This is a genomic window from Yersinia alsatica, from assembly GCF_902170305.1.
Lineage (GTDB): Bacteria > Pseudomonadota > Gammaproteobacteria > Enterobacterales > Enterobacteriaceae > Yersinia > Yersinia alsatica.
The window spans coordinates 39,417-63,354 of sequence record NZ_CABHWW010000026.1 but is presented as its reverse complement, the minus strand read 5'-3'; the positions used below and the strand labels follow the sequence as shown (position 1 = coordinate 63,354).

Below are 23,938 nucleotides of genomic sequence, written 5' to 3'. Positions count from 1 at the left end.
TTCCAGTCCCTTATATTTAAGGGATCTGTTTGTTTATCTGAACATGAATAGTCTGAGGTGGCTCTTTCCCGCCAAAATCCTGCACATCGCTTTCACCAAACCAGTCACCCGGTTGCGAATTGGCGGTGCCATCCAGCGAGATACGTGCGCGCACCTTCACCTGCTGCAAAGATGAGAGCAACCGCTCGGACATCATTGCATTACTGTCATCCAGCATCACGGATAGCGGGAATCGGCTCAACGGCAGTTGTTTTACCGCAACCGGTATCGGATTTGCCCCATCAGTTACCGATATAATCAGCATTCCCTGTTGCGGCAACTTCTGGGCGGCATCAGATGAGAGTGAAACCTCTATTCCCAGTGTAGCTGTTTCCTGCCCTGCCTGTGATTTAGCTTGTGCAATACTGCGTTTTATCACTTCTATCCGAGAATCACCAGCAGGCAGCAATTTTAGCATAACTTCCCACGCGCCAATGGCTTGTTTAAAATCGCCCTGCTCAAAAGCATTAAAAGCTAATAAACTCATCGCGCGCAAATTGCTGTGATCCTGACCCACCATCGTGCGCAGCATCCGAGCTGCCAGCTGATTATCCTGTGGATCATTGGAACGTGTCAGCACTTCAGCATAGCCAAACCTGACATCGTCATTATCGGGTGCCAGCTGGTAAGCTTTAGCAAAAGCTTGGGTGGCCGTGGTGGCATTATTGAGTGCCATTCCGACTCGGCCCAACATCATCCAGTCATTAACGTTGCCGGGGTCTTGCTGTAAAGATGTACGTAATCCCAATCCCAGACGCGCGACTTCCTCCATAGTCAGAGGCTCTGCCCGCTCATTGGCAACACGCGCGCGTAGTTCCGGCATTTGTGCTTCAACCTGATGCCACGCCTGCACTTGAGATAATCCGCCGGTTTTCAGATATAGCCCCACCGAGACCACAACCAGAATCACCACTCCGGGTAATAACACCCAACGGTTGATCGGGCTGGCATTTTCAGATGATTGCTGCGGGATATCTGTTAGCAGGTTCTGTTGCAGCTCCTGAATCAATTCAGGTCGCTGCTCGACCACGCCCTGCGCTTCATCTTCTGCCAATTCAGATAGACGATCTTGATAAATAGCCTTATTCAACTCATCACGCGTCGTCGCCTGGAGGTTGGTCTTTTGTCGCATGGCCGGAATGACCAACAAGGCACCCGCAACCACCAGTAAAATAATCACTACTAGCCAAAAAGCCATTATGGTTGTTTCCTGTTAGTCTTTGCTTGTTGATTCAGCAGAGTTTTATCCTCTGAAGCCAATAGGCTTTGTAACCTTTGCTGCTCCTGAGCTGAAAGCGGGGCTTCTTTCTCTACCCGCCGCCGGGCGCGCAATATCACCACCGCTGCACCTATCAAGACAAACAATGCTGGTCCAACCCATAGAATTAACGTGGCAGGGGTGACCGGCGGCTCATAAGTGACGAAGTTGCCGTATCGGGCCACCATATAATCAATAATTTGCTGTTTGGATTTACCCTGCTGTTGCAGTTCATACACTTTGCCGCGCATATCAGCGGCAATAATGGCATTAGAATCCGCGATGCTATTATTTTGGCACTTAGGGCAACGTAGCTGCTCGGTCAATTCACGATATTGCTGTTCTTGCGCCACGGAGCTAAAAGTGTAGGTATCGATGGCGGCAAATGCACTCCAGCTTAATATCAGGCCGAGCGCCAAACTAAAGAGCCTCATGCGCCCCCCTGATACTTTTTATAGAGCGGCAGGATTTCTTGCTGCCACACCCGATCATTGAGATCACCGGCATGGCGGTAACGGATAATGCCCTGACCGTCGATCAAGAAGGTTTCCGGTGCGCCATACACGCCAAGATCCAGGCCCAGCATGCCATCGCCATCATACAAACTGAGGGCATAAGGGTTGCCTAGCGAGTTGAGCCACTGCACCGCTTTGCTACGATCGTCTTTGTAATTTAAGCCAACCACGCGGATGCCCTGTGCCGCCAGCGTATTCAAATATTGGTGCTCAGCACGACAGGTGGGGCACCAAGTCGCCCAGACGTTAAGCAGCATCGGCTGACCATCATGCAATACCGCCTGATCAAAGGTTTTCCCCGGTTGTTCCAGCGATTCCAATTTAAAGGTTGGCACCGGTTTGCCAATCAGCGCCGACTCCAACATCGTGGGATCGTCACCATTGGCATTACGGGTTAATTGCACTAAAAAGGCGATAACCAGCAGTAAAAACAGCACCAACGGAATAAACATCAACTTATTAAATGAGGATTGAGGTTTCATTATTCAGCCTCCGATGCAGCGCCGCGTTTTAACTTCTTACTCATCCGATACCGCGGATCGAACATACAGAAGATGCCGCCAATGGCCATAAACACCCCGCCATACCAGATCCAGCGGACAAATGGCTTGTAATACAAACGCACAGCCCATGAACCGTCATCTAATTCTTCACCTAAGGCGGCATACAGATCACGAGTCAAACCGCCGTCAATAGCTGCTTCGGTCATCATCGAGCGGGCCACCGCGTAGTAGCGTTTTTCTGCATGTAAAGTGGCTTCCGGCTTACCATTGCGAGTGACATCAATAATGCCGACACCGCCGGTATAGTTTGGCCCTTTAATATCGTGAACATCGCGGAATATGAAGTGATAATCATGGATATCAATGCTATCACCGGCCTTCATGCGCACATCACGCTCCACACTGTAATTCTGGCTAAACGCGATGCCAATCACGGTCACGGCCACCCCGAGGTGCCCCAGCACCATGCCCCAATGGCTACGGGAAAGGTGCTGCAAACCTCGCCAGAAACCATGGCGATGGGTAGCACGCTCGTGCAACTCCATCAGAGTCAGGATAATCACCCAGATAGCCATCATCAGCCCCACCACCGTCATACCGGCAATGGTATCTTGCAGCACCCACGGCACCAATATTGACAATAGCAAGGTAACTACCAGCGCGACGCCCAAACGCTTCCACAGTTTGCTCGGCTCATCACGACGCCAGCGCACCAGCGGCCCAATCCCCATTAATAGCGCCATTGGAGCCATCAACCAGGTAAACATAGTATTAAAGAAGGGTTCGCCGATAGAGATACTGCCCAGCCCCAACTGTTTGTGTACCAGTGGCAGCAATGTCCCCAGTAGCACCACCAGCATGGCGGCAATCAACAACACATTGTTGCCGAGCAAGAAAGTCTCGCGCGAGAAAACCTCATGTTGAGTACGGCTGCGCACCTGCGCACCTTTGACGGCATACAGCAGCAAAGAGCCGCCGATAACAATCACCAGATAAGCCAGAATAAACATGCCGCGTGCCGGGTCAGAGGCAAAGGAGTGCACCGAAACCAGCACGCCAGAGCGCACCAGGAAGGTGCCCATCAAGCATAAAGAGAATGCAGTGATCGCCAGCAATACTGTCCAGGCCTTAAAAGTCCCACGTTTTTCAGTCACCGCCAGTGAGTGAATCAATGCCGTACCTGCCAGCCAAGGCATAAAGGAAGCATTTTCGACTGGGTCCCAGAACCACCAGCCGCCCCAACCGAGTTCATAATAGGCCCATGCCGAACCAAGCACGATGCCCATAGTCAGGAACACCCATGCGGCTTGAGTCCACGGGCGTGACCAGCGCGCCCAGGCACTGTCGAGTCGCCCAGCCATTAAGGAAGCAATAGCAAAAGCAAATGCCACCGAGAACCCGACATATCCCATATAGAGCAGTGGCGGATGGAAAATCAGCCCCACATCCTGCAACAGTGGGTTCAAATCGTTGCCGTCAATCGGGAAGTCCGGTAAGGTGCGGTTGAATGGATTTGAGGTCAGGATAATAAACAGCAGAAAGCCGCCAGTAATCATTCCCAGCACCGATAACACGCGAGCTACCGCATCATCCGGCATAGAACGACTAAACAACGCCACCGCCAATGACCAACAACTGAGCAGTAATACCCACAACAGCAGTGACCCTTCGTGTGCCCCCCAGCTTGCGGCAATCCGGTAGTAAACCGGCAAATGTGAATTCGAGTTTGCCGCCACATAAGAGACAGTAAAATCATTTACCACAAACGCATATATAAGACATATAAATGACAGCGCGATAGTGGCAAACATTCCGTAGGTCAATGGTCTGCCGGTCGCCATCATCCGGGCATCCTGACGCGCGGCTCCCCACTGCGGGTACAGGCTCAGCAATAGCGAGATGGCCAGCGCCAGACACAATAAAAAACTGCCGATTTCAGGCATCATGAGGCATTGCCTCCGCCATTGGCACTACTGTAGGCTTCTGCCGGGCGGGTATGATTTTCTTTCATTGCCTCTTTCACTTCTGGTGGTGTGTAATTCTCATCATGCTTTGCCAACACTTCTTTCGCGTTGATGGTATTGCCAGCGGCAAATACCCCTTGTGCGACTACGCCCTGCCCTTCGCGGAACAGGTCAGGCAGAATGCCGGTGTAGGTCACGGTGACGGCACCGCGTGCATCGTAAACTTTGAAGCTCATTTCCAGTGTTTTATCATCGCGTTTCACTGAACCCGGCATCACCATGCCGCCAATACGTAAACGCTGGCCGATTTCCGGCTTCTCATGGCGCTCACCTTTGCCCTGCAAAATTTCACCTGGGGTATAGAACAGATCAATATTTGAACGCAGTGCATACAACACCAGTGTGACGGTCAGACCGATACCGATCAGCACCACAATCGCCAGATAGAGTCGGCTTTTTCTACGTGGATTCACTGTTGTTTCTCCTGCGGACGGGCAACACTTTTGACGTGATCTGATTGGGAATGATTTGCCTGCTGAATGCGTTTTTCTCGGGCTTCACGACGCTGAATATCCGCGAGTAATTGCTTATGCTGCCACCTGGTATGGGCCCATAAGCCCAGCAGTGATAATAATGTCGCCGCAACCGCCAGCCAGACATAAAAGGCATAACCGCCCATGGCAAAAAATGCCGCCCAAGAGTTAAAGGCCGGATTCATACGCGTGGCTCCTTACGCAATAGAGCAGCAACCCACGGACGATGGCGCTCTTGCTGCAAAATCAGATTGCGCAGTCGCATTAATGTCAGTGTGGCGAAGAAGAACAGATAACCAAAAATCGCCCAACGAAGCGGGGAACGCATACTCGGATCAATGCTTTGCTGCATATTGGTCGAACCTTGATGCAAGGTATTCCACCACACGACAGAGAAATGAATGATGGGGATATTGACCACGCCGACCAGCACCAGAATGCCCGCTGCGCGCCCCGCCAACTTACGGTCTTCGAAGGCATTATACAGGGCGATAACCCCCAGATAGAGGAATAACAGCACTAATTCAGAGGTCAAGCGTGCATCCCAAATCCACCAGGTTCCCCACATAGGCTTACCCCATGCCGAGCCGGTAACCAGCGCGATAAAGGTAAACACTGCCCCCACCGGAGCCATGGCAGCCAAGACGTTATCGGACATTTTCATTTGCCAGACTAAACCGACAAATGCCGCGATAGCCATCGACATATAGATACCCATCGACCAGATCGCTGCCGGGACATGCAAATATATGATACGGAAACTGTCACCCTGTTGGTAATCTGATGGAGCGAAGCCAAAACCCCATACCCAGCCCACGCTCAAGCAGATAACTGCCGCCAGGCCCAGCCACGGAATAAATCGCCCACACAGCTGATAGAGCCGTTCGGGTTTAGCGAATTGATGAAACCATTTCCACATTTTTCATTGCTCACGTTGAAATTGGACCGGTATCACCCTATGGGTTACCTCGGTGCAGGGACGGCGCACAATCTGCTGTAATCTGCGTTGGCTACCGCGCTTAAGCTTATGAAAATCTTTACTCTTTTGACTGATATTTTTTACACGCACTTTTTAACGGATAGCCTATTGTGGCCTGCGATAATGAGCTAGTGCACACTCACTCTCAATGCCGCCGCGGTAGCAAAAGGTGCCAGTGTGGCACTCCCTGCCAACATCGCCCCCAGAATAGCCAGATAACCATCAATCGGCAGTGCCATCGACGCCGCATCAATAGCCGCAGTGGCAAATATCAACACCGGGATATACAGCGGCAGAACCAATAAACTCAGTAGCACCCCACCTTTGCGCAAACCCACAGTCAACGCGACACCAATAGCCCCGATAAAACTTAAGGTCGGCGTCCCCAGCAGCAGTGTCAGCGCCATCGCCATCGCCGTATTACTGTCGAGAGACAGCAACAATGCCACCAATGGCGATAAGATCAGTAAAGGCAACCCGGTAACAACCCAGTGAGCGCACACTTTGCCTAACACCGTGAGTGCTAGCGGGCTGGGTAATAACAGCAACTGCTCCAGAGAGCCATCGTGGAAATCATCACGGAATAGCCGCTCCAGCGATAATAACGACGCGAGCAATGCGGCAACCCAGACGATACCTGGCGCAATACGCGCCAACAGTTGCGGTTCCGGGCCAATACCCAACGGAAACAAGGTGATAACAATCAGAAAAAACCAGAGTGGGTTAACGATTTCTGCGCCTTTTCTGAAGGCTATTTTTAATTCACGGCGCAACACGCTGATAAACATTAATTCTCCTGCGTGTTGGTTAAGCGGATTTTACGCACCTGCTGGCTGACGCCATCTAAATCCTGATGCGTGGTGAGCAACACCATGCCCCCCTTGGCGGCATGTTCCACAAATAGGGCCAACAATGTGCTGACGCCCTGCTTATCAATTGCGGTCAGAGGTTCATCCAGAATCCATAACGGTGCCCGACTTAGCCACAATCGGGCTAAAGCTACCCGCCGTTGCTGACCGGCAGATAACTGCGATACCGGCAAATCTTCATAGCCCACCAGCCCAACCAGCGACAAAGCCTGCCAAATGGCGGCGCTATCCACTGGCTGAAATACCGACTGGTAGAAGGCCAGATTTTCAAAAGGTGTCAGTACCGATTTGATCCCCGGCTGATGGCCTAAAAACAGTAAATCCTGATGATAACGGGCGCGATCACGGCGAATATTCTCACCCAGCCAGTTCACCTGCCCAACATCGGCATCAGCAAGCCCGGCTAAAATGCGCAGCAAGCTGGTTTTACCCGCCCCGTTTTGCCCCTCAATCTGCACAATCTCCCCCGCAGCCACACAGAAACTGAGCTGTTGAAACAAGCTTCGTTCATCTCGGACGCAAGTTAGATTTATAGCTTCCAGCATGAGGGATTGCCTTCCATAGGAGGATTGCCAGTTCGTGAAGACTAAATGATAACATAAGGCTTAATCCTTACGTAGCATGGGTCTAATGCGATCCCTACCCTTATCGAGGTAATATTCGGGTTAAGATCAAATTTCTGAAGAAAAAACCAGCAACATTAGAATTGGATAACCTCGTGGCTGCAATTCTCACCGACAAAAAAATCGCGGACAGTCATTAACGACTATGCTTATTACTTTGCTATTTTCTTATTTTCCTGCACCCAGCCCAAACAACCATTTAATCGACCAACCAGGAAATCCCCTATGAGTGATGAAAAAACGTCCCCAGATAAGGATGAACTGAAAGTGGAAAGTGATGAGCAGCATGAGGGAAAAGAGATTGAAGTAAATGAAAAGAACCTGCCTTCCAAAGCGGCGGCAATTCATGAAATTATCCGCCTCGACGGGGAAAAGGAGTTAGAACGCGATAGCTTTGCATTATTATGGTCGGCTATTGCGGCTGGCCTTTCCATCGGAGCATCACTGATTGCCAAAGGTATCTTTCACGCAAAATTACCGGATACCCCGGCCAGTTTTCTGCTGGAAAATATCGGTTATACATTCGGTTTTATTATTGTCATTATGGCCCGCCAACAGTTATTTACTGAAAATACAGTCACGCCGGTGCTGCCAATCATGCAGAAACCTAGCCGCCAAAACTTCATTCTATTATTTCGCCTTTGGGGGCTGGTGCTACTAGGCAACCTGATCGGCACGGCTATCGCGGCCTATTCCTTTATTCATATGCCGGTATTTGATGATGCCACACGAGCGGCATTTGTCAGTATTGGACAAAGCGTGATGGATAACTCATCAGGTGAGATGTTTGCTAACGGTATATTTTCTGGCTGGATCATTGCCACCATGGTATGGATGATGCCTTCTGCGGGAGGCGCCAAGATTTGGGTGATCTTTCTGATGACCTATTTAGTGGCATTATGCGACCTGACTCATATCGTGGTCGGCTCAGTAGAAATCTTCTATCTGGTGTTTAACGGCTCACTACCTTGGCAGCAATTTATTTATCCCTTCGCCATCCCAACACTCGCAGGCAACATTATCGGCGGTACTTTTATTTTCGCCCTGATAAGCCATGCACAGATCCGCAGCGATATGCCCCACCGACCGAGAAAAAACCGCTAAGTGGAGAACCGCTCATCACCAGCACACCGATAACCGCCCTCATCTTATTGCGGTGTGCTGGTGTTTTTGCACATAGAGAGCATTTATTCACTGCACATTGGTGACAGAGTAACCAAACAGACAGCTAACTGCTTATTATTTGGGTCAAAATGCGTATAATGCTCCGGCAGTCCACTTTATCGGCAGTAACTCTGCCAATAAAAAAGGTCCCCGTAGTTAAACGGATATAACAAGCCCCTCCTAAGGGCTAGTTACTGGTTCGATTCCAGTCGGGGACACCACTACAGCATTACCTCGCAATACCACGACACACCAAAAACCCTTTTCACGGCAACATCTCCAGACAATCGACATAACCACACGTAACCACAAATAACCGTGAATAAAGCATAAAGTGGGGGTAGTATCAGGGGTATTGAAACGGCCTCTACATAGGATACCCCCGAAATGCCATTATCAGCCAGACAGGTGGAAACAGCCAAGCCGCAAGAAAAAGCCTATAAACTGTCTGACGGTGGGGGGTTATTTCTTTATGTATCTATCACAGGCGCTAAGTCATGGCGGCTCAAGTACCGCATTAACGGCAAAGAGAAGCTGTTAACGATTGGGCTGTTCCCTGCAACCACCCTAGCCGACGCCCGACAAAAAAGAGATGAAGCTAAATCACTGCTTGCTGATGGTGTGGATCCATCTCAAGACAAGAAAGCAAAAAAAGTTTCTCAGCGCATATCAGCTGAAAACACTTTCGAGGCAATTGCAAAAGAATGGCATAGTTCAAAAAAGAAAGTATGGACGCCAGACTACAGTGATTTAGTGCTATCCATGTTTGTTCGTGACATCTTTCCTTTTATAGGACATATGCCAATAAAAGATGTGAAGCCATTAATGCTTTTGGATGTACTCAGGAAAATTGAAGGGCGTGGCGCTATGGAGATGGCGAGAAAAACAAGAAGGCGGTGCGGGGAGGTTTTTAAATATGCGATCGTTACTGGTCGGGCTGAATATAATCCGGCCCCAGATTTAACGGTGGCAATGACGCCACCGAATAGCACTCACTATCCATTCCTCACTGAAGCTGAAGTTCCAGATTTTATTATTGCGCTGAACTCATACTTTGGCAGCGTGATAGCTAAGGCCGCCACTCAGATATTAATGCTGACTGGTTTACGTACCAAAGAATTACGCCATGCAAAATGGAATGATGTAGATTTGGAGTCGGGAATATGGACCATCCCAATTGAAGTAATGAAGAAACGCCGATTGCATATAGTGCCACTATCAACTCAAGTCATTAACCTGTTCAAGCAGCTACAACCAGTAACCGGACACTTTCAATTAGTCTTCCCCGGACGAAATGACAGAACCAAGCCAATCAGCGAAAATACCGTGCTTGGGGTGATCCGCAGGGTTGGCTATGAGGGCAGAACGTGCGGTCATGGATTCAGGCACCAAATGAGTTCAATACTTAATGAGCATGGTTTCGAAGGTGATTGGGTTGAGCGTCAACTTGCCCATCTGGACAAAAGTAAAATCAGAGGCGTATATAACCATGCCCAATATATTGACGACCGCAAGCGCATGATGCAATGGTATGCCGACTATCTTGATTCGATGATCGCTAAGTAAAAGTAAGCGGCGTTATTCAGCGCCGCCACCTCAAGGCACCCCTGCCCACTCATCACTCCGGCGATACAGGCCACTCAATATCCGGCACTAGGGAAACATCGATGTTCTTCACTTTTACACGATACTGTTTCCATACTTTCAAATCAGTGCGCAGTTTATCCGGTACAACATCATCGCTATCCTCCAGACCCTCTATTTCATCTGACAACGCACCTATCATGTCGGATGCCTGTGATAAAATAGTCGTCTGATTTTCTCTGGCTTCAATTCTCATTTGTTGCAGAACTTGCGGCGATGGGCCAGCCAACCACTCTCCGTTTTCATCTGCGTAGTATTCATCAGTTGGACGCTCTTCTTTCATTAATATCCAACCACTCCATATTGTTGCGTCTTCATCTAAATCAATTCCGTATGCGTTAGTCCCGATAATTCCGTAATGTTTAATCATTAGTCTATCGTCCATACTTTCAATCTAAATGGTAGGCTGGTGTATGCCGTAGCCACACCGTGTGGATTACCGTCGTTTACGGAGTAATTCATTACATCGCGCGACCCGGATTGTATGACGAGGTATTTATCGTTATCAGCACCCACAGTTAACGGTGTCGCTTTTGTTCCAAGAGAGATAGAGGTATTGTCCAAATATATCCAGCCTGGCTCCCCCCACTGATTTACAGAAGAAACTGCAACTCTTAATTCGACCGCGCAATCAACACGCCTGCCGGCAAAGGGATTTGCTACCGTTAACCTTGTGCTGGCTCCAATTGATGCTGGAGATGCTTCTGTACCATTTGGGTAGAGAATGGTAAACAATTGATCTACTATTCCTAGCGCTGATTGAGCGCCGGCTAAAGTATTAGCGCCAGTACCCCCGCCAGAAATTGGGATAGGGTTGGCTGAGTTCCATTCTTCACGCACAGTGAATACGCGAGATCCGGCAGCGCCAACTGAAAGAACTTTGTAGACTTTAAAGTTTACGGAAGTTGCTGTGTTAGGAATTAATGTTAGGCCAATTTGATTACTTGAAACCGTAATGTAATCAACGGTTATACTGATGGCTAATGCCGTTGGGTATCCAACCCCTGCCGGGGTATTGATCCAACTTGTGGACGCGGCAAGATAGTTGGCCCCAGATGTGAAAACGAAGTTCTGCCAGTCGAAATTATTAATAAGTGTCATGCTTGGCAACCCAATGCCAAGCGGTGGAAGGTTTACACTAGCGGCGGCGGCTTCTGCTGCGGTCTTAGCCGCAACGGCATCGTTCTTAGCCGTGGTGGCGGTGGTAGCCGCTCCGGTAGCCGTTGCTTCGGCGTTGCTAGCTGTTGTTGCGGAGTCTACCGCAGTTGTCTTTGCTGCTTGCGCCGCCGTGTTAGCTGCTACCGCTTGGTCACGCACCGTCTCAGCTCCAGCCACCGCCTCGCCTGCATTCTCTATCAACTCTTTATTTGTATCAAACCACGTTTTTGAATCACTAATCCACGATAGTGCAGGAATAACTACCTCAGTGCCGTCCGGTGCAATAATTGTGACATCGCCGGTGCCAGTTGTTATATTTTGCCAATCTTCAAGCAACTGCTGATATAAATCCAATTGCACCGCTGTTCTACGCGCCAGGTCAGACATTGAATTTGATACAGTCGTAACAATTGCATATTCAGAATTGGTAATTGCTGTAGCAATATTTCGGGTTACTCGGATTTTAGTATCGCTATCGACAGAAAGTATTTCATATATAAAAACCTGACCCGCTCCGGGTACAAAAATCATTTGTCCCGGAGCAATACCAAATACATTATTGGCCCATAACGTTCCGACACCAGTAATAACATTACTTCCAGCCACGGACGAAGCCCGACCTGTTCTATACCAAGCCATAATTTATTCTCGCTATTATTTACGCTATAAAGGATTAGTAATTAAATTTATTATTTACGTAGCTACGTTATTAGGGCCAACACGAACACCGCCGCTCCCTTTTTTACACACTAATACTGTTGCATTAAATGTGGGAGGGACATTAGAGCTTCCCCCACCAAAGCTGTTATATTTAATACTCAGTACGTCACGACCACCTATAGAAGTCGCAGGGATATTAAAAGAAACGCCACCAACGGTAGATGCAGGAGTTGAAGCACCTCCGGTTACAAAGTTAAGAACAGCGACACCATTTATAAGAACACCCAAATCATTACCAGAGTAAATATTACCCCATGTCACATCTCCGTTAATGATTAATGTTCTATCAAAATCCGCAGAATCAAAGGAAAAAACTCTCCATAACACACCACTTGGTACTCGTTCCGCTACTGTTCCTGTTACTAATCCTGTCGAGGTTATATATCCTTTTAAATGGGTTCCCTGAACAACATCGCCAATAATTTTTCGGGCATAAACAGTGCCACCAAAATAACCATCATTACTCTCAATCGTACCGCTGAATTTGCCTGCCGTTGCATATACAGTTCCCCGAATAGTGACATTATTAAACCAAGCATCTCCATTTTTATTTACATGCCAACCTATAGTTGAACCATTCCAATTACTAGACTGGATGTATTCGCCTATTTTTGCATTGGTTATAGATCCGTCTTGAATAAATGCTTCGTTAATAAACGTCTGCCCATTCTCTATTGCGAATGCAAGTTTATAACTGTTATCGCTTGGGTTATAAACACCGAAAGTATTTGCGGAAAATAGAACCTGACTTGTCCAGTTGGCACCATCAAATTCTACCCCTATCGCCATACCTGCTGATTTATATACCCCATTAAATTCAGCTCCAACTTTAAGCGTAGTAATGGCGCTACCCGTACCATCAACTTTAACAACCGTTTCTGCTCGTCGTTCAATAGCGGCTGAGTTTTCACCGACCTGTGATTGAACACCTTCAATTATTGTTGCTGTTGCTGCAAGCTCTGTAATAACTGTTTGTCGTATATCGAATATCTCAGCTCTGAAATCACCGTTTTGTTTCTTCCAGCGATGAACATCAGCATCATTAGCCAAGGCATTCTCAATAATTGCTTCAGCATTCATATCCAGATCGGATGACAGTTGCCCGAAGGTTTCCGAACCCTTTATGGCCTGGTCGATATAATCAATCATGCCAGGAATATCTGACGACGCCACGCCAGAGGATTCAACAAACTCAGAAACACCAAAGGCATTACGAGTTCTGACGTAAACATAATAAGTTGTGTCAGCCTTGAGTCCGTTCAGTGTCCATTGAGTTGAACGCCCTAAAAACTGAGCCTCATTCTCAATATTTGCCGCGCTAGATGCTGGTATTTCTCCTGTCCACCAAAACTCGAATGTCGTGTCTGTTGTCGCTGTGATGTTCATTACTGGCACAACATCAGCAGAGAATATGCCTGGCGTCCATCGAACTGAAGATGGCATGGGGGGTGCACCAATGAGCAAGCTAACCTGTGTTTCAGCCCCTTTCATACCGTTATCATTACGCCCACGAACGCCAAGTGAATATGTTCCGGCTGGGATACCAAAGAAGTCATAGCGGAATTGATCTGTTTCGTACTGAGCGAAAACTTTTCCATCCAGGGTATAAACCAACAACTCAAACACCAGTTTTCTGGTTGTAGTGGCGGTTTCCCACGAAGCGCTCACTTGAACAGTTTCACTGTTTGTATTGATGACCCGAAGGTTCTCAATATTTGGGACACGGTAGCCATTTAGCGTATCGGAAGGGACATCAAATACAGCACCTTCGTCAACGATGGCTTGCTTGTTGGGGTTATGCAGCGTTGCAGATATGCTGTAGATAGAGCTATTTTCATCTTCAGAAACACCCATTATGCGAAATAGCCGCGTAGATACTTCACTGGTTGAAATTGCAAACGTAGTGCCATCTCTAACCCATGCTGGAGCTACTTTCAGCGTGATAGCAGAACCATTAACTGAGGCAATTTCATATTTAGTGAATTTCGCGTTAGGTCCCATGATAGACATGGTGTCACCATTGCCAGCCAATGCCGACACATCTGCGTCAACATTGATCACCACACCGCTGTGACTAACTATGCGGCCACCGAGCCTGGTTGCTGCTCTGTTGTTATCCATTAACTCAATGATGTCGCCTGGAATGAAACCGATAGCATCCCGCGCCATACGAAACGTTACTTTGTCCTTTTCAAGCTTGGCGCTTTCAACCAACCATTTTGCTGTCCTACGGGCCTGACCGCGTGACGTACAACCAAAGGCTTCAATAGTGGTCTCGTTGTATGCACCACTGCTGCTGATCATCTCATCATCAGAGTAGTATTCCTTCACTTGCTCCCAGCCGTTATTTGGGTCAGTCCATGACACGACAACCGCGTTGTAACGCTCTGACCGCTTCATTGCGCTATAAGTGAATAGCCCATCAACGACGCTGGCATTCGTTACAACGGTTACCGGATCTTGTGGCCGGTCTATCATGATGGAAAAACGCATACCATCCCACAAGGCTATGCCGCGGAACATGCCAGCAATATCATCCAACAGCTCACGTGCACTTTTCTGCTCGGTGATGTAGGCATTCAAGGTAAAACGCGGTTCTTCGCCACCGAAACCATCATCAACCTTTTGATCACAAAATTGGGATAATACATACAGACTGCCGTCATCAACATCGATGTACCCAGCGCGGCGAGCCAGCCCATAGCGCGTATTTTTGACCAACATACGGAATATCCACGCAGGGTTATTGGTCCATGCAGATGTGAAACCACCCAACCATATCCCGGTATATGTGCGTGTTATCGGGTCGTAATTGTCGGGGACATCAACAATTATGCCTCTTAAATGAGAAGTTCGATTTGGTGTATCGGTGTACTGATCTCGGTCAATTACGGCACCACAAACAGCGGTGTATGGGTAAGAAAGGTTATCGTCAATGATTTCAGTGTAGCTATTCCACGCAGTGCCATTATTTAGAAGGTCACTCGTGCTATCTGGAGTTACGCGGCGCACACGGATATCAAATGGCTTGGTCTCTGGGGCATCAATAACATGGGCCTCCAGATATTCACCTGAAATCTTGCCTGTGATCGTTACCGTTTTTATCGGCGTAAATGCACCATTTTCCACCCTTGTCTCAATAACCATCGTTACCGAGGTATTTCTTTGGTTACCCTGTGTATCCTGCTCAACCAAGGCATTAACGCCCACATTAAACCGGACGCGCGTTACGTTATTATCAGTAACCGTACGCACAAGAGGAGTGGCCTGCGTAACGTCCGTATTAACAATGGTGGTGGACTCGATAGCAGAGAAACCATTGATTGGGAGCTGTGTTGCTGATCCTGGACGCCACGCGACACTCACACCAGGGACACTGACGACACCGGTATTATTGGTAATTGGCGTTTTATTCAATCTGAATGAGGAGAGGTGTTCCTGATCTACTGGGCCGTAAATTGGCCCCTCAGAAATAATGTCCAGAACGCGATAGAACTGCTTTGACGTGAGGTTGTCATTAATAAGTGTTGGCGTACTTCCGCCACCGCCGCCTGAACTCATATTTTCACCTTAGCTAATAGAGATGTTCCAGTCTTTGTTATTGCTGGTATCAATACCAAGTGACCCCACGTTTGACCCAACAACCATTTCACCCAACAGCAATGGAACAGGACGCCCCTGTCCGACTTTGTTTTCAGCGCTAGTGTATGAGTTGTTCGTTATCGAACCGCTTTGTGCTGATTCAGCCGAGGTCTTGGTTTTCATGTTCGAGGTCATATAGAGCGAATAAGCTACAGAGGCCACGGTAACGGCGACCATGATCCACGCTGCGGCCACAGCAGTTATTGCCCCCTCAACAACCGGAACAAACAAGACCGTCGCGCCATCCCTTAAGTGCCGATCCATATGGAAATTAAGTGTGTCACTGGAAACGTCATTACCATCAATCCGTATTCGAATTTTTGATTTATAGAAGTCACGTTTGAATTCAGGACATTGAGCGAGAAGAAGGCGCAACCCCTGCGAAGTGGTATCCACTTTTAAAGTGACCTGGCGGAAATGTCGTCGAAGATTCCCCGCAAATCTAAAGATGAGCATTGTTCATGTCTCCAGATTGAATGAGTAAGGCGCAAATAAACAGGCCGCAAAGGTTCGCGGCGGCTTAGGCGACCGGTATTTTCATGATGAAGAATGGTGTTATCACCAAGGTAAATCATGGCATGGCAAGGGTCTGACTCTGGAAAAGCTCGCCGAATAAACACATCACCCAGCTGGACGTCTTGCATATCTACTTCATGAAAACCATTGGCTGCCATGTTTTTCAGATAAAGGTTTTCGCCCCGCAACCACCACCCGTTAGTGCGTTCAAAATCAGGCAAGTCGATGCCGCACAGGTGATAGGCGTCACGAAATAGCGTGTAGCAATCCACGACCCCATGAATAAAAGTCCGTCCCAGCAAATGCGCCACTGGCCTAAATTTCCGTATCTTCCCACCGCTCGCTAGCCACCAATCGATACCGGTTGCCAGTTGGCCGGTTCGGTCTGCGCCAGACAGCACAAGTTTTAGCTCTGGGTGAGAATGAAAAACGGCGGTGATCTCTCCCGCCGCCTCAGCATTCAACCAATCATCATCGCTTATCCTGAAATGTCGCTCAGGTGTCGGATGGCTATTCCTACACCTAACCAGACTCCTTCCATCAACTATCAGGCCGCAAACCTCATCACCAGACGAGGCCGCGAACTCAAGGCATTCATTCTCAAGCATCATGACACCTTAGCTGATCCGGGGAAGCAGCCTATTGGTAGCGGTGAAGGTTTTGGATGGCGAAAACGGCACCCTGATGGATGCTTCGAGCACTTATCTTTTGACGGGTCAGAGGTAGGGTTATCTTTATCATCAGCAACTGGCGGCCCTGAGTAACCACAGCCATCACCGCGATATATCCACTGGCAAACGTCAGCCAGAATGGTTCGCGCGGGTATAATGGCATTATCGCAGTCAACCGGAGTGGCAAGGTTGTAAGTCACTGTCTCGAAAGTTTCCTCAACCATTTCTTCAATCACGTAGCGGGAAACAGCTTCCATTGTGGTGTCCGCATCTGGATTGCCACCAGGGAAATTAACCGCATCGAGATTTTTAACCAGAACCTGCCGCCGCGTTACGACCGCACCCAGTGCATCATCAAAGTCGCTGTTAATACCGGTGATTAGGCCTGTGATGTTGGCAACCTTCATTGTTGGCCGCGAGTAAGTCCCTTCTGACTTAACTTCAAACCCTTCAACCGCTATTGGATAAGCCGAATATTGCTGCCCTTTCCAGATAACATCACCGTAATAACCGTTGGTTCCAGAGTGAAAACGGATAACATCACCGCCAAATGACTGCAAATCAACCTCGAACAGGTCAATCATTGCGCCAACGCCAGCATCAACGCTCGCAATAATGAGTTCTGCTGGTATATCTCTCATATTTCACCTATAAAAAAGCCCACTAAATGTGGGCATTGGCGTGTTTATTGATCAACTCAATGGCGATTACCGGCTGATCTTCTATTGTGTAAGGTCAGCCCACCCTAGCCATGCGCGGCTTGAGTGTTATCTATCGGAGGAATGGCTGATTAACTCTGGGATAAGGAAATGATATGAATCAACAAAAACAAAGTGTTATTAACAATTTACGTGTAACCACAGATAATACTGATTTGAATGCTCTTGGTGCGGAAGTAACCGCACTGAAAGTGGCACTCGGCCTTATGTTTCAGAAGTTACAGGAGCCATTGAGAGAAATATTTTTGAAAGAATTACGTCAAACAAATACACCAGCCCTTAACGATTTGGCTGACCAGTTAGAGCAATTCAGAGTTTAACTATGAATGTGAAATCTTCCTGAGTAAAAAGTAGTTGTAGCGGCCTGAGATATGGCCGCATTTTCTCGACGCTCAGACCGATAAAGTAATCCACCAGGACGACGCTCTTTTTTAATAGCCTCCGTGATGGTTTTCTTCATCAACTCCGCGATATCTTTATTATCCTTTTGCTGCGTTTTCATTTTTTCCAGTTCTGCTTCTACTGCTGCTAACCGCTGTTCTAAAGTCATAACTCACTCCTGCCTTTCGGCGTTAATTAACGTGGTACTTGCTCAAACGTGCATGACAATTCAAATACTTGGCCGGTCTTTTTCATTGACCACGAACGGCACACGTAAAGCGCCCGGACTCCGGTATCTAATGGTGTCCAATAGAACGATTCAACCGCCATTCTCGCCTTAATGAATGCTTCTGCTTGCTTTGCTACATTCGGTTTATTGCATTGCCCATCAGTTCCCATGAATGTAAGTGAATAGCTATCCATCAGCGGGTTAATACCTTTGACCTGCCGCTGTTCGTAACCATCGCCAAGTTTAACGACTGCGACATTTGGCGCGCGGGAAGCCGTGAAGCCTTTTTGTGGGCTCCATGTGAATGTTTCTGGCATGGGACACTCCGGATAATAAAAAACCCGCCGGAGCGGGTTAGTATTTTGGTACAGGAAGAACTTAAATTTCTGATGCCAGTTCTTTTAATTGCTTCTTGGCTTGCTCGAAAATTCTCTGTTCAATTACTGCAAGGGATGAATTCTTATCATGCGGAATACAAACGAAAACTTTAATGTTTCGATTATGATCTTCATAAATAAAGTTTACCGTTCCAACAATTCCAGACTCATTATCATCCGGATAATCGAAAGCAGCGATCTCTTCAATTTGATAACGCATTTAAAACTCCTTTTTAGCTTGTAACTAATGATTACTTCAGTGTCACCTCTACCTGCTCAACAACCCTCGTGGACGCTGCTGGTCTTTGAGAATAAGCATTGTATCCGTTTTCCATGCCTGCCTTAACTGTTTAATAGTGGCATCATCCAGCCCGTTAGTAGTGTTCACAGTAATATTCATTACTTGATTTAGTGATGTTCCTCCACCACTCCCTCCCTGCATATCCTTATTGCTGATGACCTTTCCATTATCGCCGGGGATCATGTATTGCTTGCCGGTTCCAGCCTGGTATATCTCAGGTGCACCGCCCTCACCGACTCGATACATTGAACCTGCTGATACCGGGCCGCCGTTCTTACGAGCACCTCCGAAAAGCCCAATCATTGCCGGTATTGCCGCGGTCATCGCCGCCAATCCGAAGGTTGCAGCCGTTCCCATTGTCGCCACGCTTGTAGCTGCCGCCGCTGGGGCCATTGATGCGGTTATACTGGCACCTGTTGCTGCCGCACTTGTCACAGCGGTAGTGTTAGCAACTTGTCCCATAGCCATGTTTTTGACCTGCTGCATCCCCATTTGGACTAATGCACTAACGCCCTCTTGAATTATTGTTGCGGCAAGGTTCTTCATGGCCTCTTCTGCTGACTGAGTACCGGTAAGAAGCCCGGTCAGCATATTGGTTGTGCGCTGGCCTAAAGCATCAATGGAGCTAGCCAGGTATTGGTTAGATTGGCTCTGGTTTCTCCAGATATCCCACTGAGCAGCTAGTCGAGCTTGCTCGTACTGGGTATTTGCTGCATTGCGGAGAGATAGCGCCTGCTGCTCAGTTAACGTTTTGTCCTCTTCAAACTTCTGAATCAGTGCTAACTTTTGAGCGTTTTCATTTGCCAGCGCCTGCACCGGATCAACTAATGCGGCATTTTGCTGTTGTGGAGATACCGAGCTAGCGGCTGATGCCTCAGCAATGGCCTTGGAGTAATTAGCGGCTATTTGAGCTCTACGCTGTTGAGATTGCTCGAAGGAAATATTACCCGCTGCAAGCTGTCGGTCTAACTGTGATAAATCTAACTTACGTTGCTGCTCGGCCTTGACGACACTATCAGCATCAATTGCAGCCTTTTTATCAGCCATGCGCTGTTGAATATCAAATATCTGACCGGCTTGTTGCGTTGCCTGCTGGATTTGCTGCTGAGACGCGCCGGCACCTAAATCTTGAACGGCAGCAAGCTGCGCGGCTTCGCGATTGAGTCCTTTTGTCTTTAATTCAGCAACGGCCATTTCATTGCTTAAATCTTGCAATGATTTAACCCGGCGTTTCTCTGCTGCTTCGGCGGCGGTTTCTTCCTTAGCTGCTGCGGCAGTTTCCTTCTTGGTATTCTTTTTGGCCTCGCCTAAATTGTATTCTTCAACAGCCAAATCCTGAGTTCGCTGAATTGCCCGATCGTCGGTTTCTCCAGCATCTTCAGCATTATACCGCGCTTGCAGTTTAGCTTTTTCCACGCCCTCCGCTTTAGCTAAGGCAACTCGTCGTTCAGCGGCTTTAATCAGGGCTTTCGATTTATCACTTAATGGTTTCATTAAGTTAACTTGCCCGTTATAACCAGCAACGGCGTCAGCAGATAAACCAAATGCATGTGCAACAGCATTCTGCACGCCAGCAAGCACCCCTCCACGGCTAATAGCAGAATCTGTTGCTGTGATGTTATTTTGCATGGTGACTAGATATTGCTGAGTGATGATATCTAGGTTTTTTTGAGTGCCAGATAACTGACCTTTGGCGTTTTCAAGTTCTGCCGATTTTATTGCTACAGCATTTTCAGCTTCAGCAACTCGGCCCAATACTTTTGAATATTCTTCAGTCCCTGTATCGCCAATAGCATCAAGCGCGTTTCTACGCGCCAATTGTACTGATAATGAATCGTTCAGCTTTTTCAGCTCACCGTCCAGTTCACTGACAGCATCTTTCTGTGTCTCTATTGATTTAGCAGCCTCAGCCATAGTGCCGCGCAATTGCGTAGCACTCATCTGATTCATCTTTTCAATAACACCATCTAATGAATTGGCAAATTTAACCGCTTCTGCTTTTGCTTCTTCTGTTTTTTGATACCAATAGTAGATAGCTGCTGCCGCAAGCATTATGACGCCGCCAGGGCCACCTAATAGTGAATAGACAGAACTAAGCGCACTAATGGCTACTTGTTTAGCTCTAGCCGCTACCGTTGCCGCGGCGGTGGCTAGTGTGAATCTTTCTGTAGCAACTACGACCGCATTTGTAGTTACCGCTTGCTTAGCTTCTGCTGTAGACGCCGCAGTTGCCGCCACAGCCCTATTGGCCTGCGCTGCCGTCAATGCATCATCAGCCATTATCAAACGCTCTACAGCACCTTGCCTTTTAGCGTCCAGCGCCATTTGCTCGGCGGCTAATTTTGCCTCTAGCGCGCCGCGAGACTTAATTGATGCCTGTAAATAATCTTCTGCAACAGCCCTTGCTTCTGCCGTTGTGGCTGACTTGATATTCGCTCTTGAGCTGGCCTCGACAGATTTAACGTACTCAATCTCTGTCATGGTTTGTGCGATGGTTTTTTCACTGAGCAGAATGGTGGCATTGCCACGCTCGACAGCAGTTTCCATTGCTGTGACGTTGGCTTTCGCGGTGGCAACGGCAGCATCGGCAGCGGCTAAATCACTCTTGGCCTTTGCTGATGCTGATGCGGTGGCCTTATCCTCTGCATTGGCCCTAAAAAGCACATCCTTAGCGAGTTCAAGCTCGCTTATTGCTGCTTTTGAATTGGCAGCTACTTTCTCAATGACAGCTTTTGATGAGTTACCAATTGAATTTAAATACTTACCCAACATAACCGATGCAGCAGACCCAAGTGCAACAGTTACCGCGTCCAAGTTTTCACTTAGGGTTACCAGAACTCCGTTAAATACAGATACAGATGATTTAACTGTTGCAGACTCACCGACAAACTTAGTGACGTTATTGGTTGCAATCTGCATTGATTGCCCGATTGTTGCTGTTGTCTTGGCGAACTCAGCCTCTATTGTTGGGGCCATCTGCTTAAATGCGGTGATCAGGACATTAGTTGTTAACTTGCCCTCTGCCGCCATTGCGCGTAATTGCCCGATGTTAACACCGAGGGAATCTGCAAGCCCTTTCATTAATGCCGGTGCTTGTTCACTCATTGAGTTGAATTCTTGCCCTCGCAATACACCGGATGCTAACGCTTGCGATAGCTGAACCAATGCCCCCGCCGATTCTGAAGCAGTAGCACCAGAGATTGTCATTGCTTTGGATATGGTGGTTGTAATATCACCCAACTCAGCACCGCTCATGCCAGTGCTTCTCATTGCGCGTTCTAATCTAGAATAAAGGGTTGCGATGCTATCCAGACTTGAGCGGCTGTTCTGGGCAATATCGAAAACACGCTGATTGACCTCAGCAAGGGTCTCACCTGTTTTTATTGCGTTAACCAGTTTGTTATTGAGTACCGTCCATGACTCTGCGTAATCAGCAATCGCCTTGACTGATAAAGCGGTGGTTAGTGCGCCAGCGACTTTGCTTAATGAAAAGAATGATTTTTCGGTATTATTGGCTGATTTAGATGTTGAATCGAAATTACGCTCCAACTTATCAAGTCTTCCGCTAACCTGCTGCTGAGCTAATATTAGTTGCCCGACTTCCATCTGAACTTGATAGACAATGCTCCCTATCTCTTTTTCATCAGCCATTTTTCGCTAACCTCACCTTTTCTTCTGCAATTAAACGCTCCTGGAGGCGATCATCTGCGTCCATGATTTCATCGTATTCTTCGCGGGTGAAACCTTTCTCTTCTGGATATTTAGCCTTGAGCAATAACTGGAACTCAGTCATTGTTAACTGTTCGGCTTCTGCCCGACTTATCCCAAAATGAATTCTTGCCGAGTTGATGTAGTCCATTGCATTAAACTCAGAACTGTAATCATTCTTGCTTTCATTTTTTTGTAGCTTTCTTATTTTCGCTTTGCCGATTACACCATGCTCGATTAATTCTCTAGCAATGGTAATCACTACTTCTTTTGAAACTTTACCGGGCCGATAAACAATGCAATTTCTCCACCCTTTAAACTCACCTACAAGCGCCGATACCGAATTATCACAACAAGCTTCGATAACCCTTATCGCGGCAGCGAGAATGTGCTCTGAGCATTGTTTGATAGCCTTGTTTGGCATTAGTGATGTTGGCAGGCTGGCATTTATTACCGGCGTCAAAACCTGATTTAATTCAGACCCATTCAGCACTGCATATATTTCGACAATCTCAGTTGCTGCACCGATTTTTGTCATGTTCTTTAATGATGGGCGGAAGAAATAATCTTGCTGACTCACAGTGTCAGACAGGAGCATTTCGCCAATATCAAGCATCGGTGTCATTGGGGATCCTGAGATTTATGTAATAAAAAACCCCGCGGTGGCGGGGTTCATTGGATGTTTATTTCAGTAGTTATTTTTTTTCGATTCTGCCTCTTCATTTTTTACTGATTTTTTATTTATTTCTTTTATTTTATTTACCATTTCATCAGTAAGATATTCATATTCTATCGTTATCCACGCTTTACCCATAGAACCCATTAATTGCCCAGGAACCGGATTTACCTTCAATGTTACCTTTACATTGTCTTTTTCATACTCTCTACTCCACACCCCACATGACTCATCTTGCAGACAAAAATAGAAATCATCGCCATCCTTATCTGCTTTTTCAGTTATTTTCTTCGGGATACCATACTTTTCTTCAAGCATTGACGACAACTTCAAATATAAGCTTCTGCCATTATTAAAATAAAAGCTATTTTCATCTACTGATTTACTATACATCTTTATGTTTGTTAGCCCAAGATGCGGCATAAATACCAAAAGAAATCTTTCTGCGTCATAAACCTTGGATGGGGCACCATCAGTACTAACAATTTGTACGGTATTTGCTTCTCCATCCACTTTAAAATCAGGCAGACTCAACTTCTTCACATCTTCTACGCTTTGTCCCCACTTAAATCCAAACGGCGCTTGTGGTTTTTGATCGCATCCTGCCAATACAATCGAACAGGCAATTATTAAAATTGCTGCAACCTTCTTCATATCCCTATCCCCATCCATAACAGTTCGTTACATGATAGCAGGGGGATGGTGCAAGGCAACGCAAAATGGTGGGAGTTAGAATGCAAGAACCCGCC

The 23,938-nt window shown here is 47.5% G+C and carries 24 protein-coding genes and 1 tRNA gene; 4 read left to right on the top strand and 21 right to left on the bottom strand.

All coding sequences use genetic code 11. The annotated features are described in order from the left end of the window. Positions 1-16 precede the first annotated feature (16 nt). From ccmI to ccmA, 9 genes are all read right to left on the bottom strand, one after another. Positions 17-1,237 (bottom strand): c-type cytochrome biogenesis protein CcmI, encoded by a 1,221-nt coding sequence (gene ccmI / locus FTA96_RS14470; RefSeq protein ID WP_145574188.1) that lies wholly within the window; start codon positions 1,235-1,237, stop codon positions 17-19. Further along, a complete protein-coding gene (locus tag FTA96_RS14465) occupies positions 1,237-1,731 on the bottom strand; it encodes a cytochrome c-type biogenesis protein (protein ID WP_050109475.1) in 495 nt (164 codons plus the stop codon). Before FTA96_RS14465 ends, ccmI begins: the two co-directional genes overlap by 1 nt. Next, complete coding sequence (locus FTA96_RS14460) at positions 1,728-2,294, bottom strand: DsbE family thiol:disulfide interchange protein (protein WP_050109474.1); 567 nt, start codon at positions 2,292-2,294, stop codon at positions 1,728-1,730. The genes FTA96_RS14465 and FTA96_RS14460 overlap by 4 nt, the downstream gene beginning before the upstream one ends. Then, on the bottom strand, positions 2,294-4,261 hold the full coding sequence (locus tag FTA96_RS14455) for a heme lyase CcmF/NrfE family subunit (RefSeq protein ID WP_145574186.1): 1,968 nt from the start codon (positions 4,259-4,261) through the stop codon (positions 2,294-2,296). Before FTA96_RS14455 ends, FTA96_RS14460 begins: the two co-directional genes overlap by 1 nt. After that, positions 4,258-4,752: a cytochrome c maturation protein CcmE gene (ccmE, locus tag FTA96_RS14450; RefSeq protein WP_050109472.1), complete on the bottom strand. Its 495-nt coding sequence runs from the start codon at positions 4,750-4,752 to the stop codon at positions 4,258-4,260. The genes FTA96_RS14455 and ccmE overlap by 4 nt, the downstream gene beginning before the upstream one ends. Further along, a complete protein-coding gene (ccmD, locus tag FTA96_RS14445) occupies positions 4,749-4,997 on the bottom strand; it encodes a heme exporter protein CcmD (RefSeq protein WP_145532459.1) in 249 nt (82 codons plus the stop codon). Before ccmD ends, ccmE begins: the two co-directional genes overlap by 4 nt. Next, the gene (locus tag FTA96_RS14440; protein ID WP_050109470.1) at positions 4,994-5,731 is read right to left on the bottom strand and encodes a heme ABC transporter permease; all 738 of its coding nucleotides are present in this window, start codon (positions 5,729-5,731) and stop codon (positions 4,994-4,996) included. The genes ccmD and FTA96_RS14440 overlap by 4 nt, the downstream gene beginning before the upstream one ends. 188 nt (positions 5,732-5,919) lie before the next feature. After that, a complete protein-coding gene (gene ccmB, locus FTA96_RS14435) occupies positions 5,920-6,579 on the bottom strand; it encodes a heme exporter protein CcmB (protein WP_050109469.1) in 660 nt (219 codons plus the stop codon). After that, the gene (gene ccmA / locus FTA96_RS14430) at positions 6,579-7,205 is read right to left on the bottom strand and encodes a cytochrome c biogenesis heme-transporting ATPase CcmA (protein ID WP_050109468.1); all 627 of its coding nucleotides are present in this window, start codon (positions 7,203-7,205) and stop codon (positions 6,579-6,581) included. The genes ccmB and ccmA overlap by 1 nt, the downstream gene beginning before the upstream one ends. A 303-nt stretch (positions 7,206-7,508) precedes the next feature. Between ccmA and FTA96_RS14425 the strand changes: the two genes are divergently transcribed. The 3 genes from FTA96_RS14425 (at position 7,509) to FTA96_RS14415 (ending at position 10,013) form a co-directional block, all read left to right on the top strand. After that, positions 7,509-8,387: a formate/nitrite transporter family protein gene (locus tag FTA96_RS14425; RefSeq protein ID WP_145505230.1), complete on the top strand. Its 879-nt coding sequence runs from the start codon at positions 7,509-7,511 to the stop codon at positions 8,385-8,387. Positions 8,388-8,593: 206 nt separating this feature from the next. Beyond that, a tRNA-Arg gene (locus tag FTA96_RS14420) sits at positions 8,594-8,668 on the top strand. 166 nt (positions 8,669-8,834) lie between these two features. Beyond that, positions 8,835-10,013, top strand: coding sequence for a tyrosine-type recombinase/integrase (locus tag FTA96_RS14415; protein WP_145574185.1), 1,179 nt, complete (start codon positions 8,835-8,837; stop codon positions 10,011-10,013). 52 nt (positions 10,014-10,065) lie between these two features. Here FTA96_RS14415 and FTA96_RS14410 read toward each other — a convergent pair whose 3' ends face one another. The 6 genes from FTA96_RS14410 to FTA96_RS14385 all read right to left on the bottom strand — a co-directional run bounded on the left by FTA96_RS14410 (position 10,066) and on the right by FTA96_RS14385 (position 17,439). Beyond that, complete coding sequence (locus tag FTA96_RS14410; RefSeq protein ID WP_145574184.1) at positions 10,066-10,476, bottom strand: tail fiber assembly protein; 411 nt, start codon at positions 10,474-10,476, stop codon at positions 10,066-10,068. Next, positions 10,461-11,855, bottom strand: a complete 1,395-nt coding sequence (locus tag FTA96_RS23540) for a hypothetical protein (protein WP_235897497.1) — start codon at positions 11,853-11,855, stop codon at positions 10,461-10,463. The genes FTA96_RS14410 and FTA96_RS23540 overlap by 16 nt, the downstream gene beginning before the upstream one ends. Before the next feature lie 87 nt (positions 11,856-11,942). Further along, positions 11,943-15,530, bottom strand: coding sequence for a phage tail tip fiber protein (locus FTA96_RS14400; protein WP_145574182.1), 3,588 nt, complete (start codon positions 15,528-15,530; stop codon positions 11,943-11,945). 9 nt (positions 15,531-15,539) lie between these two features. Then, positions 15,540-16,067, bottom strand: a complete 528-nt coding sequence (locus FTA96_RS14395) for a tail assembly protein (RefSeq protein ID WP_057631165.1) — start codon at positions 16,065-16,067, stop codon at positions 15,540-15,542. After that, complete coding sequence (locus FTA96_RS14390; protein WP_057631164.1) at positions 16,010-16,738, bottom strand: C40 family peptidase; 729 nt, start codon at positions 16,736-16,738, stop codon at positions 16,010-16,012. The genes FTA96_RS14395 and FTA96_RS14390 overlap by 58 nt, the downstream gene beginning before the upstream one ends. Beyond that, positions 16,735-17,439, bottom strand: coding sequence for a phage minor tail protein L (locus FTA96_RS14385; RefSeq protein WP_050133454.1), 705 nt, complete (start codon positions 17,437-17,439; stop codon positions 16,735-16,737). Before FTA96_RS14385 ends, FTA96_RS14390 begins: the two co-directional genes overlap by 4 nt. 173 nt (positions 17,440-17,612) lie before the next feature. Here FTA96_RS14385 and FTA96_RS14380 point away from each other — a divergent pair, with 173 nt between their 5' ends. Next, on the top strand, positions 17,613-17,837 hold the full coding sequence (locus tag FTA96_RS14380) for a hypothetical protein (RefSeq protein WP_145574181.1): 225 nt from the start codon (positions 17,613-17,615) through the stop codon (positions 17,835-17,837). Here FTA96_RS14380 and FTA96_RS14375 read toward each other — a convergent pair. The 6 genes from FTA96_RS14375 to FTA96_RS14350 form a co-directional block, all read right to left on the bottom strand. Then, positions 17,834-18,067, bottom strand: a complete 234-nt coding sequence (locus tag FTA96_RS14375) for a hypothetical protein (protein ID WP_145574179.1) — start codon at positions 18,065-18,067, stop codon at positions 17,834-17,836. The genes FTA96_RS14380 and FTA96_RS14375 overlap by 4 nt on opposite strands. A gap of 26 nt (positions 18,068-18,093) precedes the next feature. After that, positions 18,094-18,444 (bottom strand): phage tail protein, encoded by a 351-nt coding sequence (locus FTA96_RS14370; protein WP_145574178.1) that lies wholly within the window; start codon positions 18,442-18,444, stop codon positions 18,094-18,096. A gap of 61 nt (positions 18,445-18,505) precedes the next feature. Continuing rightward, a complete protein-coding gene (locus FTA96_RS14365; RefSeq protein ID WP_108087603.1) occupies positions 18,506-18,724 on the bottom strand; it encodes a hypothetical protein in 219 nt (72 codons plus the stop codon). Between the two features lie 48 nt (positions 18,725-18,772). Continuing rightward, positions 18,773-22,456, bottom strand: coding sequence for a tape measure protein (locus FTA96_RS14360; RefSeq protein WP_145574177.1), 3,684 nt, complete (start codon positions 22,454-22,456; stop codon positions 18,773-18,775). Then, positions 22,449-23,138 (bottom strand): DUF6246 family protein, encoded by a 690-nt coding sequence (locus FTA96_RS14355; RefSeq protein WP_145574175.1) that lies wholly within the window; start codon positions 23,136-23,138, stop codon positions 22,449-22,451. The genes FTA96_RS14360 and FTA96_RS14355 overlap by 8 nt, the downstream gene beginning before the upstream one ends. Before the next feature lie 63 nt (positions 23,139-23,201). Then, complete coding sequence (locus FTA96_RS14350) at positions 23,202-23,843, bottom strand: hypothetical protein (protein ID WP_145574174.1); 642 nt, start codon at positions 23,841-23,843, stop codon at positions 23,202-23,204. Positions 23,844-23,938 lie beyond the last annotated feature (95 nt).

What these genes read in the sequence shown, in the direction of transcription:
- FTA96_RS14455 (WP_145574186.1), bottom strand. Translation starts at nt 4,261, where the DNA reads ATGATGCCTGAAATCGGCAGTTTTTTATTGTGTCTGGCGCTGGCCATC.
- FTA96_RS14375 (WP_145574179.1), bottom strand. Translation starts at nt 18,067, where the DNA reads ATGACTTTAGAACAGCGGTTAGCAGCAGTAGAAGCAGAACTGGAAAAA.
- FTA96_RS14400 (WP_145574182.1), bottom strand. Translation starts at nt 15,530, where the DNA reads ATGAGTTCAGGCGGCGGTGGCGGAAGTACGCCAACACTTATTAATGAC.
- FTA96_RS14415 (WP_145574185.1), top strand. Translation starts at nt 8,835, where the DNA reads ATGCCATTATCAGCCAGACAGGTGGAAACAGCCAAGCCGCAAGAAAAA.
- FTA96_RS14385 (WP_050133454.1), bottom strand. Translation starts at nt 17,439, where the DNA reads ATGAGAGATATACCAGCAGAACTCATTATTGCGAGCGTTGATGCTGGC.
- FTA96_RS14465 (WP_050109475.1), bottom strand. Translation starts at nt 1,731, where the DNA reads ATGAGGCTCTTTAGTTTGGCGCTCGGCCTGATATTAAGCTGGAGTGCA.
- FTA96_RS14460 (WP_050109474.1), bottom strand. Translation starts at nt 2,294, where the DNA reads ATGAAACCTCAATCCTCATTTAATAAGTTGATGTTTATTCCGTTGGTG.
- FTA96_RS14440 (WP_050109470.1), bottom strand. Translation starts at nt 5,731, where the DNA reads ATGTGGAAATGGTTTCATCAATTCGCTAAACCCGAACGGCTCTATCAG.
- FTA96_RS14370 (WP_145574178.1), bottom strand. Translation starts at nt 18,444, where the DNA reads ATGCCAGAAACATTCACATGGAGCCCACAAAAAGGCTTCACGGCTTCC.
- FTA96_RS14425 (WP_145505230.1), top strand. Translation starts at nt 7,509, where the DNA reads ATGAGTGATGAAAAAACGTCCCCAGATAAGGATGAACTGAAAGTGGAA.
- FTA96_RS14350 (WP_145574174.1), bottom strand. Translation starts at nt 23,843, where the DNA reads ATGAAGAAGGTTGCAGCAATTTTAATAATTGCCTGTTCGATTGTATTG.
- FTA96_RS14355 (WP_145574175.1), bottom strand. Translation starts at nt 23,138, where the DNA reads ATGACACCGATGCTTGATATTGGCGAAATGCTCCTGTCTGACACTGTG.
- ccmD (WP_145532459.1), bottom strand. Translation starts at nt 4,997, where the DNA reads ATGAATCCGGCCTTTAACTCTTGGGCGGCATTTTTTGCCATGGGCGGT.
- FTA96_RS14390 (WP_057631164.1), bottom strand. Translation starts at nt 16,738, where the DNA reads ATGATGCTTGAGAATGAATGCCTTGAGTTCGCGGCCTCGTCTGGTGAT.
- ccmA (WP_050109468.1), bottom strand. Translation starts at nt 7,205, where the DNA reads ATGCTGGAAGCTATAAATCTAACTTGCGTCCGAGATGAACGAAGCTTG.
- FTA96_RS14395 (WP_057631165.1), bottom strand. Translation starts at nt 16,067, where the DNA reads ATGCTCATCTTTAGATTTGCGGGGAATCTTCGACGACATTTCCGCCAG.
- FTA96_RS14380 (WP_145574181.1), top strand. Translation starts at nt 17,613, where the DNA reads ATGAATCAACAAAAACAAAGTGTTATTAACAATTTACGTGTAACCACA.
- FTA96_RS14410 (WP_145574184.1), bottom strand. Translation starts at nt 10,476, where the DNA reads ATGGACGATAGACTAATGATTAAACATTACGGAATTATCGGGACTAAC.
- FTA96_RS14365 (WP_108087603.1), bottom strand. Translation starts at nt 18,724, where the DNA reads ATGCGTTATCAAATTGAAGAGATCGCTGCTTTCGATTATCCGGATGAT.
- ccmI (WP_145574188.1), bottom strand. Translation starts at nt 1,237, where the DNA reads ATGGCTTTTTGGCTAGTAGTGATTATTTTACTGGTGGTTGCGGGTGCC.
- FTA96_RS14360 (WP_145574177.1), bottom strand. Translation starts at nt 22,456, where the DNA reads ATGGCTGATGAAAAAGAGATAGGGAGCATTGTCTATCAAGTTCAGATG.
- ccmB (WP_050109469.1), bottom strand. Translation starts at nt 6,579, where the DNA reads ATGTTTATCAGCGTGTTGCGCCGTGAATTAAAAATAGCCTTCAGAAAA.